Consider the following 16,490-nt stretch of genomic DNA (forward strand, 5'->3'; position numbering starts at 1 on the left):
CCCCTCTCCCAGCCCAAGCGCTCCGCGCCGCTCACGCGACCACCCCCGGCTTCTCTCCCAAGGGGAGAGGGGAGTTGTCTAGGTTCACAGGTTATGGTCTCCTCAACTCTTGAAGCTCCGGAAAAAGTCTTCCCCTGGCACGCTCGGCAGCCGGCTCTGCTGGTGCTGGCCGATGGCACGGCCTTTGCCGGCTGGTCGTTTGGAGCAGAGGGCACGGCGGTGGGTGAGGTGGTGTTCAACACAGGCATGACCGGCTACCAGGAGGTGATGACGGATCCAAGCTACCGGGGGCAGTTGATCACCTTCACCTACCCGGAATTGGGGAACACGGGGGTAAATGACCTGGATCAGGAATCGGCACGGCCCCAAGCCGCCGGGATCATCGCCCGCAACGTGTCGCGCCTGGCCAGCTCCTGGCGCGCTACGGGGACGCTGCCTGACTACCTCAAGCAGCACGGGATCCCGGCCATTGCCGGGGTGGATACGCGGGCCCTGACGCGGCGGCTGCGCTCGCAAGGGGTAATGAACGGGGCCCTCTCAACCGAGATCTTGGATCCGCAGGCGTTGCTGGAGCGGGTGCGCCAGGCCCCTGCCATGCAGGGGCTGAGCCTGGTGGCAGAGGTGACAACGCCCAAGCCCTACGAGTGGCTGGAGCCCACCCCCGCCGATTGGGACTATGGCCGCAGCCAAGGGATCCGGATCCCGGATCCCCCTTTGCGGGTGGTGGCGCTGGATTTTGGCATCAAGCGCAACATCTTGCGCCGCCTGGTTCGCTACGGCTGCCGCGTGATGGTGTTGCCGGCCCACGCCAGCCTGGAGGAGATCCTGAGGTACAACCCCGACGGGATCCTCCTCTCCAACGGGCCCGGGGATCCAGCGGCAGAGACAACGGCCATCCGCACCACCCAGGCGCTGCTGCAAAGCGGGAAACCCCTGTTTGGCATCTGTCTGGGCCACCAGATCCTCAGCCTAGCTCTGGGCGGATCCACCTACAAGCTGAAGTTCGGCCACCGCGGCCTCAACCACCCCTGTGGGCTGGAGCAGAAAGTGGAGATCACCAGCCAAAACCACGGCTTTGCGGTAGATGCCGCTTCGATCCCGGCGGAGGAAGTGGAAATTACTTACCTTAACTTCAATGACCGCACCGTGGCCGGGATCCGCCACCGCCACCTACCTTTGTTTTCCGTGCAGTATCACCCAGAGGCCAGCCCCGGCCCCCACGATGCCGACCATCTCTTCCAGGAGTTTGTGGAGCTGATGCTGCAGAAGAGAGGGCGGGAGTAGCTTAACCCTCACCCCCGGCCCCTCTCCCTGAGGGAAAGGGCAGCACGGGCCTCTTCCCGGTCGTCGAAGTGGATCTTCTCGGTGCCTAGGATCTGGTAGTCTTCGTGGCCTTTGCCGGCAATCACCACCGTATCGCCTGGCTGGGCCTCCAGGATGGCCAGGCGAATGGCTTGGCGGCGATCCACCTCCACCGCCCAGGGGGATCCAGGGATCCCGGCCAAAATGTCCTGCAGGATCTGCTGCGGATCCTCGGTGCGGGGGTTGTCGGAGGTCACCACCACCCGATCGGCCCAGGTGGCGGCAATGCGGCCCATCTGCGGGCGCTTGCCCCGGTCGCGATCCCCGCCACAGCCAAAGACGCAGATCAGCCGGCCTTGCACTTGCGGGCGCAGGGCCTTGAGCAGGTTTTCCAGCCCATCGGGGGTGTGGGCATAGTCCACGATTACCGTGATGTCCTGCCCCGGCAGGCTCACCCGCTCCATCCGCCCCGGCACACCGGGAAAACGGGGCAGGGCCGACTGGATAACCTCAACCGGGATCCCCAGGTGCAGCGCCACCCCTACTGCCGCCAGCAGGTTGGCCAGGTTGAAGGATCCCACCAGCGGCGCTGCCACAGCAAAGCTGCCCAAAGGAGTGTGCAGGGTTGCCTGCAGGCCATTGGGGTGAAGTTGAACGTCACTGGGCCAGAGGGCAGGGATCCCTTCCAAAGGCCGGAGGGAATAGGCCCAGGGCTCTAGGAGAGCTGGGAGGGCTTCGAGCAGCCGTCGTCCCCCCTCGTCGTCGGTGTTGACCACCGCCCGCCCCTGCAAGTACTCCGGCCGGAACAGAGTGGCCTTAGCCTGCCAGTAGTTTTCCATGCTGCCGTGGAAATCCAGGTGATCCTGGGTGAAGTTGGTCCAAACCGCAGCGGCAAAGCTACACCCCCAAGCCCGATCCTGAGCCAAGGCATGGGAGCTGACCTCCATCACCGCCACCTCCGCCCCAGCCCGCTGGGCTTCCCTGAGGCTGCGCTGCAGCTGCAGCGGAAAGAGAGTGGTGTGGGGAGCCCCTTCGCAGTGGCCGGGCCAGCGGTTGTAGAGGGTGCCCAGCAAGGCAGTGGGGCGACCGGCAGCCTGCAGCAGATGTTCGATGAGATGGGTGGTGGTGGTTTTGCCGTTGGTGCCAGTGACCCCTACCAAGGTAAGCTGGCGGGCCGGAAAACCATAGAAGGCTGCCGCCACCTGGGCCACAGCCCGGTTCAAGCCAGCGCGGGGCAACACCAAAATGGGCCGACTGCCCCATTCAGCCTCTCCGCTAACTTTCTTCCAGGCCTCCTGGGAAATGAGGGCCGCCACCGCTCCTCCGGTAAGCGCCTCCTGGACAAACTCGCCGCCATCGACGCGGGATCCCGACATGCCCAAGAAGAGATCCCCGGCCTGCACTTGGCGCGAGTCAGTGCACAGACCCCTGACCTGCACCCCCTCCAGGGATCCCTGAACCAACTGGGGCTGGATCCCGGCTTGGCCGAGCAATTGGCGCAGATCCATCCCGTTGCTTCCCATGCTTTTGCCACTCCCCACAGCTTTGCAGCTTAGGGTAGCCGCTGGGCCGGCTTTCTGGCCAGAGAAACCCTAGGCCAGGGCCTCTTCCAGCTTTTGCTTGGCCCAGAGGCGGGCGTAGAGGCCGTCGGGATCAGCCAGCAACTGGGCATGGGATCCCTGCTGCACAATGCGGCCCTTCTCCATCACCCAGATCTGATCCGCCTCCACCGCTGCCGTGAGGCGATGGGTAATAAAGATTACCGTTTTCTGGGCCGTGGCCTGGCGCAGGTGGCGGAGAATGGCCTGGGCCGTCTCATTGTCCACGCTGGAGAGGCAGTCATCCAAGATCAAAATTGGCGCATCCACCAGCAACGCCCGCGCCAGGGCCACCCGCTGTCGCTGGCCGCCGGAAAGGGTGATGCCCCGCTCCCCCACCAGCGTGTCATAGCCCTTGGGAAAGTGGAGGATCTCGGCGTGGATGTGGGCAACTTTGGCGGCCCATTCCACCTCCCAATCTTCCGCCTGGGGCTTGCCGTAGCGGATGTTGTCCCGGATGGTGGCGCTAAAGAGGAAGCTCTCCTGGGGCACGTAGGCAATGGCCCGGCGCAGGGATCCCAGTTGAATCTGGGTAATATCCTGCCCATCCAAAAACACTTGCCCCGGCTGGATCTCCAGCAGGCGGGGCAGGGCATTGGCCAGGGTGGACTTGCCCGCCCCAATTGGCCCCACCACCGCCACCAGTTGCCCCGGCTCAATGCAAAAGTGCAGATCCTGCAGCGCCGGCGTTGCGGATCCCCCATTGGCATAGGCAAAAGTCAGCCCCCTAGCCTCGATACGCCCCTGCACCTTTTCTAGAGGTAGCGGCAGAGCTTGAGGAGCATCGCGAATGGTGGGCTCTACCCGCAGCAAGGCGTCGATCCGCTCCAGGCTGACCTGGCCCCGCTGGTAGGCGGTGAGGGTAAAGCCCAGCAAAGCGGTGGGAAACACCAACCGTTCCACGTAGAGGGTGAGGGCGGAAAAATCCCCAATCGTCAGCCGCCCGGCGGCAATCTGCGGCCCCCCTACTGCCAGCAGTAGCAGCAGGCTTAGGCTAACCAAAGCCACCAGGGAGGGGAAAAGCAGGTTGCGGGTGAGGGCCAAGCGCAGATTGGCCTGCAACAGACGGTCGTTGCGGCGGCGAAACTCCCGCTGCTCGCGCTCTTCCTGGCTATACACCTTGATCAGGGTGATGCCGTTTATGTCCTCCTGGATGAGATTGCTGAGATCGCCCAGCTCCTGCTGCACCTGAAGCTGCTCCTGCTGCAGGCGATGGCTGCTTAACTTCACCAGTCCCAGCATCACCGGAAACACCGATAGGGCCAGGGCGCTCAGACGCGGCTCAATGCTCAACATGGCCGGCAGCGTAGTGCCGTAGGCAAAGATTGTGTTGGTCAAATTGAGCAGGGCAAAGCCCACTAGGCGACGGACATTTTCCACATCACTGGTGATGCGGGTGAGAATGTCCCCAATGGTCTGCTGAGCAAAGTAGGAAGGCTGCAGGGTGAGCAAATGCTCGAAGATGGCCTGCTTGAGGCGAAACTCCACCTGCCGTCCTGCCCCAAACATCCACACCCGCGAGGCAATGCGAATGCCCATCATCAGGGTGGAGACAGCTAGCACCACTAGGGCGTGGAGGACAATGCGGCTGGAGGCCAGCATGTCCAGGTTCTGGTTGAGATCATCAATGGCCAGCTTGACATACCAGGGCAGGAACACCCCTAGCCCGTTCACCACCAGTAGGGCTCCAATGCCCAACACTACTTGCCACCAGTGGGGGCGCAGATAGTGAAGCAACTGCTGCCAATGGGATCCGGTCACTCAAGGGCTCCTCCAGCTTCTTCCCACTCTAGCGCTGGGCCGGATCCCCCCGGTAGGGATTAGGCCAGAACCTGCGCTGGGGCCTGCTGCGCCAAGAGTTCCACCTGCTGTCGCGCCCAGGCGTCTACCTCCAGAATGTCCTCCAGGCTGGGATTGGCAATAACCTCGTGCCGCTCACACACCCGCTCCAGAAGGCGGGGGATATCCAAAAAGCGGATGCGCTCTTGCAGGAAGAGGGCCACGGCCGCCTCGTTGGCAGCATTCAAGGCAGCAGGCAACGTCCCTCCCGCCCGTCCAGCAGCATAGGCCAGCTGGAGGCAGGGGTACTTGCGGTGATCCGGTGCCTTAAAGGTAAGGGATCCCAGCTTAACCAAATCGAGAGGCTCCCAGGCGGTGGCTAGGCGCTCCGGCCAACTGAGGCCGTAGAGAATGGGCAGGTGCATATCCGGCCAGCCCAACTGGGCCAGAACCGAGGTATCGGCTAGCTCAATCAGGGAGTGAACGATGCTCTGGGGATGGATGAGGATTTCGATGTGGTCATAGTCCAAGCCAAACAGCCAGTGGGCTTCGATGACCTCCAAGCCTTTGTTCATCAGGGTGGCCGAGTCGATGGTGATCTTGCGCCCCATCACCCAGTTGGGGTGTTTGAGGGCATCCGCCAGAGTTGCCCGATCCAGTTGCTCGGCAGGCCAATCGCGAAAGGCCCCCCCTGAGGCTGTCAGCCAGATGCGGCGCAGGGATCCCGCTGGCACCCCCTGCAAACATTGAAAGATAGCCGAATGCTCTGAGTCCACCGGGATGAGCTTGACGCCGTGCTTTTGCACCAGGGGCAGCACCACCGGGCCGCCTGCCACCAGGGTTTCTTTGTTGGCCAGGGCAATGTCTTTGCCGGCGCGGATAGCGGCCAAGGTGGGCAAGAGGCCGGCACAGCCAACGATCCCGGTCACCACCCGCTGGGCCGCGGGGTGGGCTGCCACCTGGCACAGACCCTCCGTGCCCGCCACCAACTCCGGCAGGGGTCGCATCCCGGTCAGCAGCGACCGCAGTTCCGGCAGCAGCTCCTCCCGGCCAATGGCCACAATCTGGGGGCGAAACCGCCACACCTGTTCCGCCAGGAGAGTAACATTGCTGTAGCTACTCAAGCCAACAACTCGAAAGCGATCGGGATACTGGGCCACCAAGTCCAGAGTTTGGGTGCCAATCGAGCCGGTGGAGCCGAGCAAGGTGATAGCCTGCATGGGTAATCCCTTTGCACTGGAGTGTCTGGGTTGCCAAAAAATGGCGGCCTGCCGGCGCGGACTTCCCCTGGCACAGCGTGCCCTGGGCTCCACCTCACAAGGGCTAGGCCTGCCTCTCGCCCTTCATATTATCTTTGTCTGTGCCAGGCTGCTCTCTTGAGTTAAGCACCTCCGCGGGGATGCCGCAGTGGAGCTAGGGATCCTCCAAAGGCTAGCCTTTGGCAACTGAGAGCCCAGCCCCGAAGCAAGCAGGGCTGATATCCTCGAGCTAGTGAAGCTGGCTGGGGAACTCCCTCTCACCCACGCTGGAAAAGCTGACCATGTTTGGTTTCTCGGAGCTTTCTGTCCGTCTTAAGGCAAGCAGCGCTTGGCGGGCTCTCCTCGGGCTGGGGCTAGCTCTAAGCGTGAGCGCCTGTGGCGGCGGCAGTTCGGGCGGTTCTTTCTCCCCCCTCCTAGGACAAATTGAGGGATCCCACTTTGACGATCTCAACGGCAATGGCCTGCGGGATCCGGGAGAGCCGGGGCTGGCGGGCATGACTACCTTTTTGGACTTAAACGGCAATGGCCGCCTCGATGGGGGGGAGCCCAGCACCCTCAGCGATGCCAACGGCAACTTCCGCTTTTTCAACTTGCCCCCCGGCACCTACCGTGTCACCGCCCTTTTGCCCCCAGGGCGGGTGTTTACTGGGCCGCCCTCAGGGCTAGGTCGGATTGTTGGCGGCAGGCCGGCTCAACCGGGGGCTTTTCCCTGGATGGTAGCCCTGCTGAAGGCGGCGGAGCCAGATCCTTTTCAGGCGCAGTTTTGCGCTGGATCCCTGGTTGCTCCGGAGTGGGTGCTCACCGCCGCCCATTGCTTCTTCGACGATCAAGGTCAGCAGGTGGTGAACGCCCGCAACCTGGATCTGTTGGTGGGAACAACCCGTCTGCAGCTTGGCGCCGGCCAGCGCATTCGCGCTGCGCAAATCGTCATCCACCCCGGCTACAATCCCCAGGTGGGGCAACTGGGGGGGAACGACCTTGCCCTGGTGCGCCTCTCGCGGCCGGTGGCTCTGCCCACCCTGCCAGTGGTACTGCCCAACCAAACCAGCTTGACCGCCCCCGGCACGTTCGCCACCATTCTGGGGTGGGGGGCCACCTCCCCCCGTGACCTTGACCAGGAACCCAGCGGCTTTGCTTTGGATCTGCAACAGGCCGAAGTGCCCATTGTCGCCAACGAGGTGTGCAACGCGCCCCAGTCTTACAACGGCATCATTTTAGACACCATGCTCTGCGCCGGCTTTCCCCAAGGGGGTGTGGATACCTGTCAGGCCGACAGCGGGGGGCCTTTGCTCGTGCCCAGCGGCAGCGGCTTTGCCCTGGCCGGGATCACCAGCTTTGGCAAAGGCTGCGCCCAGCCCAATTTCTATGGGGTCTACACGCGCGTGTCCAGCTTTGCTGAGTTTGTGCAAGCGGTCATCGGCCCCACCAGCAGCGCCCCCAGCCCGACCCCAGCTCCAACACCCTCCCCTTCTCTGGCAGGGGGAGCGACAGCCTCCTTGACGGTGAACCTGCGAGAGGGCGAGGTGGTTTCCGGGGTCAACTTTGGCAGCCGCGCCCAATAGACGGGCCGGAAATGGTTTAGGATAGGGATCCAGGCATTAGAACTGTTCAGCTAATTGAGGGAGGGGATGAGTTCTCTATGACGCAAGTAACGATTGGCGAAAACGAAGGCATTGAATCGGCGCTGCGCCGCTTTAAGCGCCAAGTGGCCAAGGCGGGCATTTTGCGGGATCTGCGCAACCATCGCCACTTTGAAAGCAGCCTGGAAAAGCGCAAGCGGAAAGCAGTGGCCGCCCGTCGCAATCGCCGCAAAGCTGCCAATGGATAACCTGAGTTGAGCAAATCCCCCAGTCTGGCGAGAGGGAGTCTGCCATGGCCAAGGAAGGGCGCAGGGGGGAAAAGTGGGCAAAATGGCTGCGCAATGGGCTGGTTGCTGCCGTAGCTGTGCTTTTGGCAGCAGGTCTGTTTTTGGCCAACCAAGCTCAGCAGGGCAGGGCCAGCTTGGCCACTTTGGCAGCAGAGGCTGTGCCTTGGGAGGAGGCACTGGTCAACGGCAAGCCCTCTCTAGTGGAGTTTTACGCCGATTGGTGCACCACCTGTCGATCCATGGCGCCTCTTCTGGCCAACCTGAAAGCGGAATTTGCCCAGCAGGTTAACTTTGTCATGCTGAATGTGGACAACCCCAAGTGGCTGCCGGAGTTGAGCCGCTATCGGGTTAACGGGATCCCTCACTTTCTCTTTTTGGATAGCCAAGGAGAAGTGGTAGGATCGGCCATTGGAGAACAGCCAGCTTCTGTTTTGCGGGCCAACTTGCTGGCTCTGGTAGCCGGGGATCCCTTGCCGCTGACTCAGGCTGGGCCAGTGTCTGCCCTACAGTGAGGAAAGCCTCCCCCCCCCCCGCTCAGCTGGATCTGCTCGGCCTAGGACTCTAGCAAGTGGCAGTCCCTGGCGGGGGGCTCAATTCTTGCGAAGGCCAGATTTTGTTGCCTGGGGAGAGATTCCCTTGTCGAGGGATCCCGAGCTACCTGGAGCCCTGGGGGGATCTCAAGACAAGGGAATCCTTGCTTGCCCATTGGACCAACGGTTAGGCCATGGACTCCTAGGCTTTCCAGTTCCTGCCTGGAGCCATAGAAAACAAGGGGGCCGCCCTCCGGCAACTGCCCTGCCGTTTTCACCTTCAGATCCAGCTAGGAGATGCCCTGCGCTCCTAGGATCAGCAAGGGGGTGCCTTTGAGGCCAAGGCAATCCTCCTGGCGGGGCTGTGCCCAAATTGGCAGCCGGCGCTCCTCCTGCAAGGGATCCGGCTGAGGGGAGTTGGGATGGGCAGCGCTACCCCCCTGCCCAGCTGGCAACCTGGCCGGCTGCCAGCGGCCATCACCCCGAAGCTGCCTCAGGTGCTGGAGGCTATGGGCGACCCTGTGGCAGAAGAGGAAATTAATTTATGTTAAAACTTGGGAGTAGCTCTCCCTTGGGTGTGCAGTTTCTATGAGCAGCATTCAACTTCCCCGCTGGTTGGATTTAGCCCTGCCCTTCTTTCACCCTGTGCTGATGATTTTGGCCTCTGCCCTAGCCCTCTATACCCTCTATTTGGGTCTGCAGGTGCGAAGGCTACGCACTGCCTCAGCGGAAGAGCGCAAGGAGTTGATTAAGGGTAAGTTTGGCCAGCGGCATTTTCTCGCGGGATCTCTTTTTTTGCTGTTGATGGTGTTGGGGGCCCTAGGGGGTATGGGGGTGACCTACCTTAAAAACGGCAAGCTGTTTGTCGGGCCTCACCTGTTAGCAGGGTTAGGCATTGTAGCCTTGGTGGCCAGCTCTGCTGCTCTGGCGCCCTTGATGAAGGATGGGCAAAAGGTGTGGGCCCGCAATGTCCACTTGCTGCTCAACGGGGTCATCTTGGGGATCCTAGGGTGGCAGGCGGTAACCGGCTTTCAAATTCTGCAGCGCATCGTCAACCAAATGCTAACCACCCCGCAGGTGGCCTAAGCGCCCAAGCTACTCCGTAGGGGCAGCCTCTATGCCAAAATAAACCCTACCTCAATCCCGCAGAAACTAAGCCAGCGGTTCTGTCCATGCCTGCTAGCCCTCTTCCCAGCTGGGTCAAGCGTTCCATTGGCAAAGCCAGTGAGATCGCAGCGGTGCAGCAGATTATCAAGCAGCGGGGCCTGTACACCATCTGTGAGGAGGGACGCTGCCCCAATCGCGCCGAGTGCTACAGCCAAAGGACTGCCACCTTTCTCCTGATGGGTGGAGTCTGCACCCGTGCCTGTTCCTTTTGCCAAGTGACCAGGGGACGGCCCGCCCCCCTGGATCCCGAAGAGCCGGAGAAGGTGGCCGAGGCAGTTGAGCTGCTGGGGCTGCGCTACGTGGTGCTGACCTCAGTAGCTCGCGATGACCTGCCGGACCAGGGATCCGGCCGCTTCGTGGAGGTAATGGAGGCCATTCGGCGGCGCTGTCCCAACACCCAGATCGAGGTGCTCACTCCTGACTTTCGCGGCGACCGCGACTGCATTGCCCGCGTGGTGTCAGCTCGGCCAGCCTGCTACAACCACAACATCGAGACAGTGCGGCGGCTGTCCCAAGTGGTGCGGCGCAGTTCTGGCTACGACCTATCACTGCGGGTTTTGCAAACAGTAAAGGAGCTAGATCCCCATCTGCCTACCAAGTCCGGCCTTATGCTGGGGCACGGGGAGACCCGGGAGGAAGTGCTGGAGACGTTTCGGGATCTGCTGGCAGTGGGGTGCGACCGGCTTACCCTAGGGCAGTATTTGCAGCCTTCTTTGGCCCATCGTCCTGTGCAGCGCTACTGGACACCAGAGGAGTTTGCCGAGCTGGGGGAGATTGCCCGCCAGATGGGGTTTCGCCAGGTGCGCTCTGGGCCTCTGGTGCGTAGCTCCTACCATGCTGCCGAGATGGTGCAGGACTAGGCACTCCCTAGACCTTGGCAGGTAGCTCTTTGCTGCCAATGAGATCCCGTAGGACGGCCCCTAAGCCAAACGCTTCGCCAACCCAGCGGGTCAACAGGGGCGGCCCTAGGGAGCCCAGGCGGTATAGGCCCACTCCTGCTACCACTCCCGCCAGGAGGCTGTTGCCCCAGCCTCCCCCCAGCCAGCTACCCAGCCCTTCGGCCAACAGCAGCAGCAAGCCGTTGAAGAGCAGCGGTCTCCACAAGTCCCCTAGTGCCCTGCGGAGGGCTCGCCACGGCAGGCGCAGCCGCCTTCCCAAGCCCAACAGCCACAGCCCATCCAGCAGGGGCGCTAGCAGCAGGTCCAAGCCCAAGGGTGCCAAGCCCACAGCTACCCCCTTGCCAAGGGCGCAGGCCGTACTCCACTGCTCAAAGTAGCGGGCGTGATACTGCCACTGCTTTTGCCACAGCTGGGCCTGGAGGCGCTCCAGCCGCTTCAGCCCATTCAGGGCCAAAAGGGATTCTGCCTCCGTCTGCAAAATCTCCACAATTCGGCCTCGCAGAGCCTCAATCTGGGGTGCGGGTCGCTCCCACTCCAGGGTAATACGACCATCGGGCCAGTGGGTGCGGACTTTCTGGGGTTTTGGGCAAGCGGCCACCGTCAAGAGTGCCTGCGGCGACAGCCAGTCCAGGTGGCGGCTGATCTGTTCGCAAATGGCCTGCAGCTCTGCCTCCGAATAGAGATCACACTTGTTCAACACCAGCAGGAGGGGCTTGTGCAGGGTGCGCAGCTCCAGTAGGGCCTGGTACTCTAGCTGGGTGAGATCGGTGGCAATCACAAACAGAATGAGATCCGCTGCCCGGGCCACCTCCCAGGCCAACTGCTCGCGCGCCTCGCCATTGATCTCGTTTAAGCCGGGGGTGTCGATGAGCCGCACCTGCCAAGGGATCCCTGGCCCTGGCTGCCATAGCAGAGACTGCGGCTTTTGCGTTACGCCATTGAGGGGCCCCACTTCCAGCCGAGCCTCGCCAGCTAGGGCATTCAAAACAGCTGACTTGCCGCGGTTGACCAGCCCAAAGGCGGCAATGGAAAATAGCCGCGCCGTCAATTGCTTGCGCAAAGCGGACAAAGCCTTAAGCTCCGGCTGCAGGTCTGGACGGCTGGCCAGAGCTTGCCAGTGATCCCAGCAGCGCTGAAGAACTGTTTCAGCTTGGGCTAGGGGAGTGGTCATTGACAAGAAAAAAGGGATTAACCCTCACTCTACAAGGAAATTGGCCACTACAGCCCAGCTTCCCTCCCCCAACGGGGGGAACTCAGCTGGGATCCGCCAAGGGGAGAATGGGGCATGATAGGCGTAGGTCGACGCTCCTCAAGTAGTATGCTCCGCCGCCTTCCCAAATCTCTCCGCTGGGGATCCCATCGCTCCAAGCAAGAACGCCAGATCGTCCGCCTCCTCTTGGCCTTTGCCGGGGCTCTGTTGGCTGTGGACATTCTGCTCTTGAGTGCTCTGCACTAGGGATTTCCGGCTGAGATTGCCCTGTTCCTTGGAAAAGAAGGCTATCATAGAAAGTCGAGGGGTTAAACTCCCTTGAGAGCTTTGCAACTCCTACGAGGCAAGTCGGATGGATTGGGTAGAGAAAGTCCTGGAAAAGATCCGCGAATGGGTGGAACGTGTCATTGATGCCTTGCTGGGAAGTCCTCAGCCTCAACCTGCACCCATTCCGGTAGAAGATGGATCCCCTCGTCGTCGTTAATCCGACTGCCCTGGCCACCAGTGGCGAACCCTTGAGCCTCTTGGTGTTGCACGGTCCTAACCTCAACCTGCTAGGAGAACGAGAGGTGGGCATTTATGGCTCAGTTTCCCTAGAGCAGGTTGATCAGGCTCTGCAGCGGCAAGCAGAGCTGCTGGGGGTAAAGCTGGAGATCCTGCAGTCCAATCATGAGGGAGTGCTCATCGACGCCATTCACCGCGCCCGCCAGCAGCACGCTGGCATTCTGATCAACCCCGGCGCCTACACCCACACCAGTATTGCTCTGCGGGATGCCATTGCTGCCGTGGGATTGCCCACTGTAGAGGTTCACCTCAGCAACATCTACCGCCGCGAGCCCTTCCGCCAGCACTCCTACATTGCTGCTGTAGCCATTGGGCAAATCAGTGGGTTTGGGGCCCATAGCTACTTGCTGGGTCTGCAAGCTCTCGTCCAACACCTGCGGCGGCCAGTAGCCTAGCCAAGGTGCTCTGAGAACTTGCCGCAGGCGAACCTTCCTTTGGCTATCCTACCCTGACTTTAGCTGGCGGGAGGGTCAACCCATGCTGACGTTACAAAGGGTGGCTGAGCTGCTGCAAACTCCTCTGCAGGGGGATCCCCAGCTGTTGAGCTGGCCGGTTCAGACCCTCTGTACCGACAGCCGCCAGCTGCAGCCGGGAGCAATCTTTGTGGCTCTGCGGGGAGAACGCTTTGACGGGCACGATTTCATTCCCCAAGCCCTCAGCAAAGGGGCCGTCGCCGTCATCAGCCAGCAGCCGGTGGCTGCACCCCATTTTCGGGTTGCCGATACCCTGGCTGCCTACCAGCGCCTAGCCAGAGCCTGGCGGGAGCAGTTTGCCATTCCTGTGGTGGCCATTACTGGCTCAGTAGGCAAAACCACGACCAAGGAAATGCTGGCGGCTGCCCTCTCCCGCTACGGCAGCGTTCTCAAGAGCGAAGCCAACCACAACAACGACATTGGGGTGGCGCAGACGCTGCTGCAGATGCGACCTGAGCACCAGTTTGCAGTGCTGGAAATGGCCATGCGCGGTCCTGGCGAAATTTCCCGCCTGGCCCAGATGGCTCAGCCCACCCACGCCCTGATTACCCATATTGGCACTGCCCACATTGGTCGACTGGGATCCCGCGAGGCCATTGCCGCTGCCAAGTGTGAGCTCCTGCAGGAGCTAGGCCAGGGGGGAGTGGCTCTGCTTAACGGTGAGGATCCCTTGCTGCTAGCCACTGCCGCCAGGGTGTGGTCGGGACCAACCCTCACCTACGGCCTCGACCAAGGTAACCTGCGAGGGCAGTGGAATCCGCAAGCGCAAACGGTAACCGTGGAGGGCTTGACCTTGCCGGTGCCCCTGCCAGGCAGACACCACGCCCTCAACTGGATGGGGGTGCTGGCGGCTGTGCGCAGCTTGGGGTTGGATTGGGACCGCCTGCGAGAGCCTATCCTCTTGCCCCCACCTCTGGAGGGGCGTAACCGCCATCTTAAGCTGGCAGGAGATGTGGAGATTTGGGATGAGACCTACAATGCCTCGCCAGAGGCGATGATTGCGGCTCTCCAGCTTCTGGCCCAAACCCCGGGGAAACGGCGCTGGGCCGTCCTCGGCCCCATGCGGGAGTTGGGGGAGCATGCCCCTCAGCTTTATGCAGAGGTGGGGCGCGCAGCTGCTCCTTTGGGGTTGGAGCGGCTGTTGCTTTTGGATCCTGACGGGGAAATGCAGCCGCTAATTGAGCAAGGGCCGGCGGCTGAGATAGAGCGCTGTGAGGACGAATCGACCCTCCTAGAAATTTTGCTGCAGCAGGTGCAGGGGGGGGATCGGCTGTTATTTAAAGCAGCGCGAGCCATCCAGTTGGAGCGGGTGCTGCAGCGCTTTTTGCAGGCCTGGCAGGCCTAGGCTAAGCTAAGAGTTGGCCGCTAGCTCGGCCCTCCTCTCCCTAGAGGGGAGGCGTTTCGACTTTGTCTATCCTTCCTCAGTTTCCCTTTTCCTAGACAGGAAGAAGTATGTACTACCACAACCCTTCTCTGCGGGAGGAGCCGCGGGATCAACCGCCGGTAGTCTTGCCTTCCAGTGGCAGCCTCTCCATCCTGGACTGGCTACGCCAAGAAGGTCGCTTGCTGGAGCAGCCGATGGAAGTTCCTGAGATAACCCTGGACGAGGATCTCGAGGAGATTGACGACCTGATTGGGGATAACTTCGTGGAAGACTTCGAGATGGAGGAAGAGGAGTAGGTCAGAAGGGCCTAGGAGGGGGCCGAACCCTCCTAGTGAGGATCTAGACAGGGGCGCTAGAGTAGAGAAAGAAGGGGCGTTGGCCGAGCGGTTTAGGCAGCAAACTCATAATTTGCCTTACACAGGTTCGACTCCTGTACGCCCCAGAGGCAAAGCTCTTTACCCAAAGGTGCCGCAAAGCTCCGGGCGGCGGTAGGGAAACCCGCCTGCTGTAGAGTGGCCGCTAGCGATAGCCTGGGGTGGAGTAGTTGAGGGCAAAGTGAAGGCGGGATCCCCCATCCCTCCAGCGTGGCCTCCAGTGCTCAGGCAAGGTAGCAGGGGCTCCCCACTGCGATTGCAGCTGGCTGAGGAATTCTTCCTGCCAGGTACGTAGGTTGGCCAAAGGGGCGCCGCTGTTCATTAGGGCAAACCAAATGTCCCCCTTCTCGGTTGGCAATACCCCCGCCAAGGTGCTAATGCTGCTCAGGGTGCCAGATTTGGCAATCATCATCCTTGGCAACAGCCGTCGTTCCAACACCCCCCCATCTTGGCCGACGACAGCAAAGGCATCTGCTAGAGAGAGCCCCTGCTTTTCCAGAAGCAATTGAATTGCCTGCAACAAAGCTACATTGGCCCGCGGAGAAATGCGGTTTTTCACCCCCAACCCCGAGCCGTTGACTAGCTGTAGCTCTGCGGGCGGGATCCCTGCTGCCCTGCGGGCAATTTGGGCTACCCGCTCTGCTCCTCCCACCGCAGCTGCCAACATCTCCGCCATGGAGTTGTTGCTGTAGAGATTCATTAGCTTGAGCAGGCGAATGAGGGGGGGCGACTCGTGCCTAAGCAAAACTTGGGCGGTAGCTGGGATCTGCTGGGCAAGCCGCACCGAGCCCAAGATCTCCACTTGCGGCCTGGGGGTGCCAGGGGGCAAGGTCTGAAATTGGACCTGGGCTTCTGGCGGCCAGCGCCGCGCATCCAGCCCCTGCTGCAGCAGAGCTCCCGAGCGGGCTACATCCTGGGAAAAGTTCATGTAAAAGCGACCTACCACCACCAGATCCCCGCGCACTTGGCGGATCCCCCGACCATTGAGAGCGTTGCCAACCAAGAAGGCCTCTTCCCACACGAAGAAGGGATCCTCTCCCCCCAGCACCCAGAGATCCCCCTGCAAGACTCCCTCAGCGGTTAGTGAACCCGTGGTTAACCAGGTGGTAACAAAGCGGTGCTGGGGGCCAAACTGCTGCAGAGCAGCCAGCGTAGTGGCCACCTTGGTCAGGGAAGCCGCCGGCAGGGGGGTGGATCCCTGGTGCTGCCCCAACACCTGGTCGCCCACCTGCAGCCAAACCCCCTGGGCCTTGGCAGAGAAGCCGCGATCGGTCAACTGAGCCAGGTAGGCCTCCACCTGAGGTTGCAGGGATCCCTGCGCCGTTGCCTGGGAAAAAGGAGCTGCGCCCAGTAGCAGGAGCGCTGCCGAGAGCATAGCCCCCCAGATCGCCACCAGCCCCTTAATCAGCCAAACCCGTCGCCGTCGTTGGCGATAGGGGTGCGCCGCCCTGCTCACCGCAAGTGCCCTCTAAAAACACCAGCCCGCCACTACAGCGGATCCCTCAGCTCGGCAACTCCCAGCCGTTCTCTTCCACAGGCTCCACGTCGATGGTGCCGGGGGGCGTTTGCCGGTAAAAGTGTCCATCGGCAACAAACAGGGGCTCGCCACAACTGGGACAAAAGAAGCAGCTGCCTTCAAGGGCTTGCGCCTCTGAGCCACAGACTGGGCAGCGATCCGTTGCCATCCAGCGGCGGGCCCACCAGCGAAAGGCCATCAGCACCAGCACCGGCAGAGAGAGCAAAAACAAAAGCAGGGCTACTAGGCCAACCACCAGCCAGCCTAGGCCAAGGCCGGTTAGCAAAGCTGCCGCAGCTAGGGATCCCAGCCAAAAACCCCAGCCCGTTAGAGAAATGGAATAGGTTTTGGGCTGCTCAAAGCGCATCTTTTTCTGCCTTCCCCCAAACCAACTACGCGGGCCTTTTCCTGAGCATGGTAGCCCAAACTTGCCGGCAGCAAGAGCAGGCTAGCTCCTCCCCGCTGGATAGGGCTCTCCCCTTGCGGGCTGAAGGAGGCGCCGTGGCTGCTCCTTAAGGGATCCCTTGGCTAGCTAAAAAGCGCTGGCAGGGCTCTCAGGAAAGCTATT

General features: G+C 61.6%; 18 protein-coding genes and 1 tRNA gene. 13 read left to right on the forward strand and 6 right to left on the reverse strand.

Annotated elements, in window-relative coordinates:
* The first annotated feature begins 93 nt into the window (after nucleotides 1–93).
* Nucleotides 94–1,284 (forward strand): glutamine-hydrolyzing carbamoyl-phosphate synthase small subunit, encoded by a 1,191-nt coding sequence (gene carA, locus NW830_RS05950; protein ID WP_414362363.1) that lies wholly within the window; start codon nucleotides 94–96, stop codon nucleotides 1,282–1,284.
* An 8-nt stretch (nucleotides 1,285–1,292) separates the two neighbouring features.
* On the opposite strand, the gene NW830_RS05955 is transcribed toward carA, so the two are convergent.
* The 3 genes from NW830_RS05955 to NW830_RS05965 form a co-directional block, all read right to left on the reverse strand.
* Complete coding sequence (locus tag NW830_RS05955; RefSeq protein WP_414362364.1) at nucleotides 1,293–2,825, reverse strand: UDP-N-acetylmuramoyl-L-alanyl-D-glutamate--2,6-diaminopimelate ligase; 1,533 nt, start codon at nucleotides 2,823–2,825, stop codon at nucleotides 1,293–1,295.
* A 69-nt stretch (nucleotides 2,826–2,894) separates the two neighbouring features.
* Complete coding sequence (locus NW830_RS05960; RefSeq protein ID WP_414362365.1) at nucleotides 2,895–4,661, reverse strand: ABC transporter ATP-binding protein; 1,767 nt, start codon at nucleotides 4,659–4,661, stop codon at nucleotides 2,895–2,897.
* Nucleotides 4,662–4,720: 59 nt separating this feature from the next.
* Nucleotides 4,721–5,899 (reverse strand): 1-deoxy-D-xylulose-5-phosphate reductoisomerase, encoded by a 1,179-nt coding sequence (locus NW830_RS05965; RefSeq protein ID WP_414362366.1) that lies wholly within the window; start codon nucleotides 5,897–5,899, stop codon nucleotides 4,721–4,723.
* Between the two features lie 320 nt (nucleotides 5,900–6,219).
* Here NW830_RS05965 and NW830_RS05970 point away from each other — a divergent pair, with 320 nt between their 5' ends.
* The 6 genes from NW830_RS05970 to lipA all read left to right on the forward strand — a co-directional run bounded on the left by NW830_RS05970 (nucleotide 6,220) and on the right by lipA (nucleotide 10,362).
* Nucleotides 6,220–7,500 carry a trypsin-like serine protease gene (locus tag NW830_RS05970; protein ID WP_414362367.1) on the forward strand — a complete coding sequence of 427 codons (1,281 nt, stop codon included), beginning with the start codon at nucleotides 6,220–6,222 and terminating at the stop codon, nucleotides 7,498–7,500.
* Nucleotides 7,501–7,577: 77 nt separating this feature from the next.
* A complete protein-coding gene (gene rpsU / locus NW830_RS05975; RefSeq protein WP_414362368.1) occupies nucleotides 7,578–7,766 on the forward strand; it encodes a 30S ribosomal protein S21 in 189 nt (62 codons plus the stop codon).
* Between the two features lie 44 nt (nucleotides 7,767–7,810).
* Entirely contained in the window at nucleotides 7,811–8,317 is a 507-nt protein-coding gene (locus NW830_RS05980) for a thioredoxin domain-containing protein (protein ID WP_414362369.1), read from the forward strand.
* Between the two features lie 440 nt (nucleotides 8,318–8,757).
* Nucleotides 8,758–8,886, forward strand: coding sequence for a hypothetical protein (locus tag NW830_RS05985; protein ID WP_414362370.1), 129 nt, complete (start codon nucleotides 8,758–8,760; stop codon nucleotides 8,884–8,886).
* Between the two features lie 37 nt (nucleotides 8,887–8,923).
* Nucleotides 8,924–9,421: a DUF4079 domain-containing protein gene (locus NW830_RS05990; RefSeq protein ID WP_414362371.1), complete on the forward strand. Its 498-nt coding sequence runs from the start codon at nucleotides 8,924–8,926 to the stop codon at nucleotides 9,419–9,421.
* Nucleotides 9,422–9,507: 86 nt separating this feature from the next.
* Nucleotides 9,508–10,362: a lipoyl synthase gene (lipA, locus tag NW830_RS05995; RefSeq protein ID WP_414362372.1), complete on the forward strand. Its 855-nt coding sequence runs from the start codon at nucleotides 9,508–9,510 to the stop codon at nucleotides 10,360–10,362.
* A gap of 7 nt (nucleotides 10,363–10,369) precedes the next feature.
* Here the strand turns inward: lipA and NW830_RS06000 are convergent, their stop codons facing one another.
* On the reverse strand, nucleotides 10,370–11,572 hold the full coding sequence (locus NW830_RS06000; RefSeq protein ID WP_414362373.1) for an Era-like GTP-binding protein: 1,203 nt from the start codon (nucleotides 11,570–11,572) through the stop codon (nucleotides 10,370–10,372).
* 147 nt (nucleotides 11,573–11,719) lie between these two features.
* Here NW830_RS06000 and NW830_RS06005 point away from each other — a divergent pair, with 147 nt between their 5' ends.
* From NW830_RS06005 to NW830_RS06030, 6 genes are all read left to right on the forward strand, one after another.
* Entirely contained in the window at nucleotides 11,720–11,857 is a 138-nt protein-coding gene (locus NW830_RS06005; protein ID WP_414362374.1) for a hypothetical protein, read from the forward strand.
* 106 nt (nucleotides 11,858–11,963) lie between these two features.
* The gene (locus NW830_RS06010) at nucleotides 11,964–12,095 is read left to right on the forward strand and encodes a hypothetical protein (RefSeq protein WP_414362375.1); all 132 of its coding nucleotides are present in this window, start codon (nucleotides 11,964–11,966) and stop codon (nucleotides 12,093–12,095) included.
* Entirely contained in the window at nucleotides 12,073–12,570 is a 498-nt protein-coding gene (aroQ, locus tag NW830_RS06015; RefSeq protein WP_414362376.1) for a type II 3-dehydroquinate dehydratase, read from the forward strand. Before NW830_RS06010 ends, aroQ begins: the two co-directional genes overlap by 23 nt.
* Nucleotides 12,571–12,652: 82 nt before the next feature.
* Nucleotides 12,653–13,993, forward strand: a complete 1,341-nt coding sequence (locus NW830_RS06020) for a UDP-N-acetylmuramoyl-tripeptide--D-alanyl-D-alanine ligase (RefSeq protein WP_414362377.1) — start codon at nucleotides 12,653–12,655, stop codon at nucleotides 13,991–13,993.
* Between the two features lie 107 nt (nucleotides 13,994–14,100).
* The gene (locus tag NW830_RS06025) at nucleotides 14,101–14,328 is read left to right on the forward strand and encodes a DUF3134 family protein (RefSeq protein WP_414362378.1); all 228 of its coding nucleotides are present in this window, start codon (nucleotides 14,101–14,103) and stop codon (nucleotides 14,326–14,328) included.
* Between the two features lie 73 nt (nucleotides 14,329–14,401).
* A tRNA-Ile gene (locus tag NW830_RS06030) sits at nucleotides 14,402–14,474 on the forward strand.
* A gap of 77 nt (nucleotides 14,475–14,551) precedes the next feature.
* Here NW830_RS06030 and NW830_RS06035 read toward each other — a convergent pair.
* Together NW830_RS06035 and NW830_RS06040 are read right to left on the reverse strand one after the other, a co-directional pair.
* Complete coding sequence (locus tag NW830_RS06035; RefSeq protein ID WP_414362379.1) at nucleotides 14,552–15,862, reverse strand: D-alanyl-D-alanine carboxypeptidase; 1,311 nt, start codon at nucleotides 15,860–15,862, stop codon at nucleotides 14,552–14,554.
* Between the two features lie 46 nt (nucleotides 15,863–15,908).
* Nucleotides 15,909–16,289 (reverse strand): hypothetical protein, encoded by a 381-nt coding sequence (locus NW830_RS06040; RefSeq protein WP_414362380.1) that lies wholly within the window; start codon nucleotides 16,287–16,289, stop codon nucleotides 15,909–15,911.
* Between the last annotated feature and the right edge of the window lie 201 nt (nucleotides 16,290–16,490).

Source organism: Synechococcus sp. OH30 (assembly GCF_047462175.1).
Taxonomy (GTDB): domain Bacteria; phylum Cyanobacteriota; class Cyanobacteriia; order Thermostichales; family Thermostichaceae; genus Thermostichus.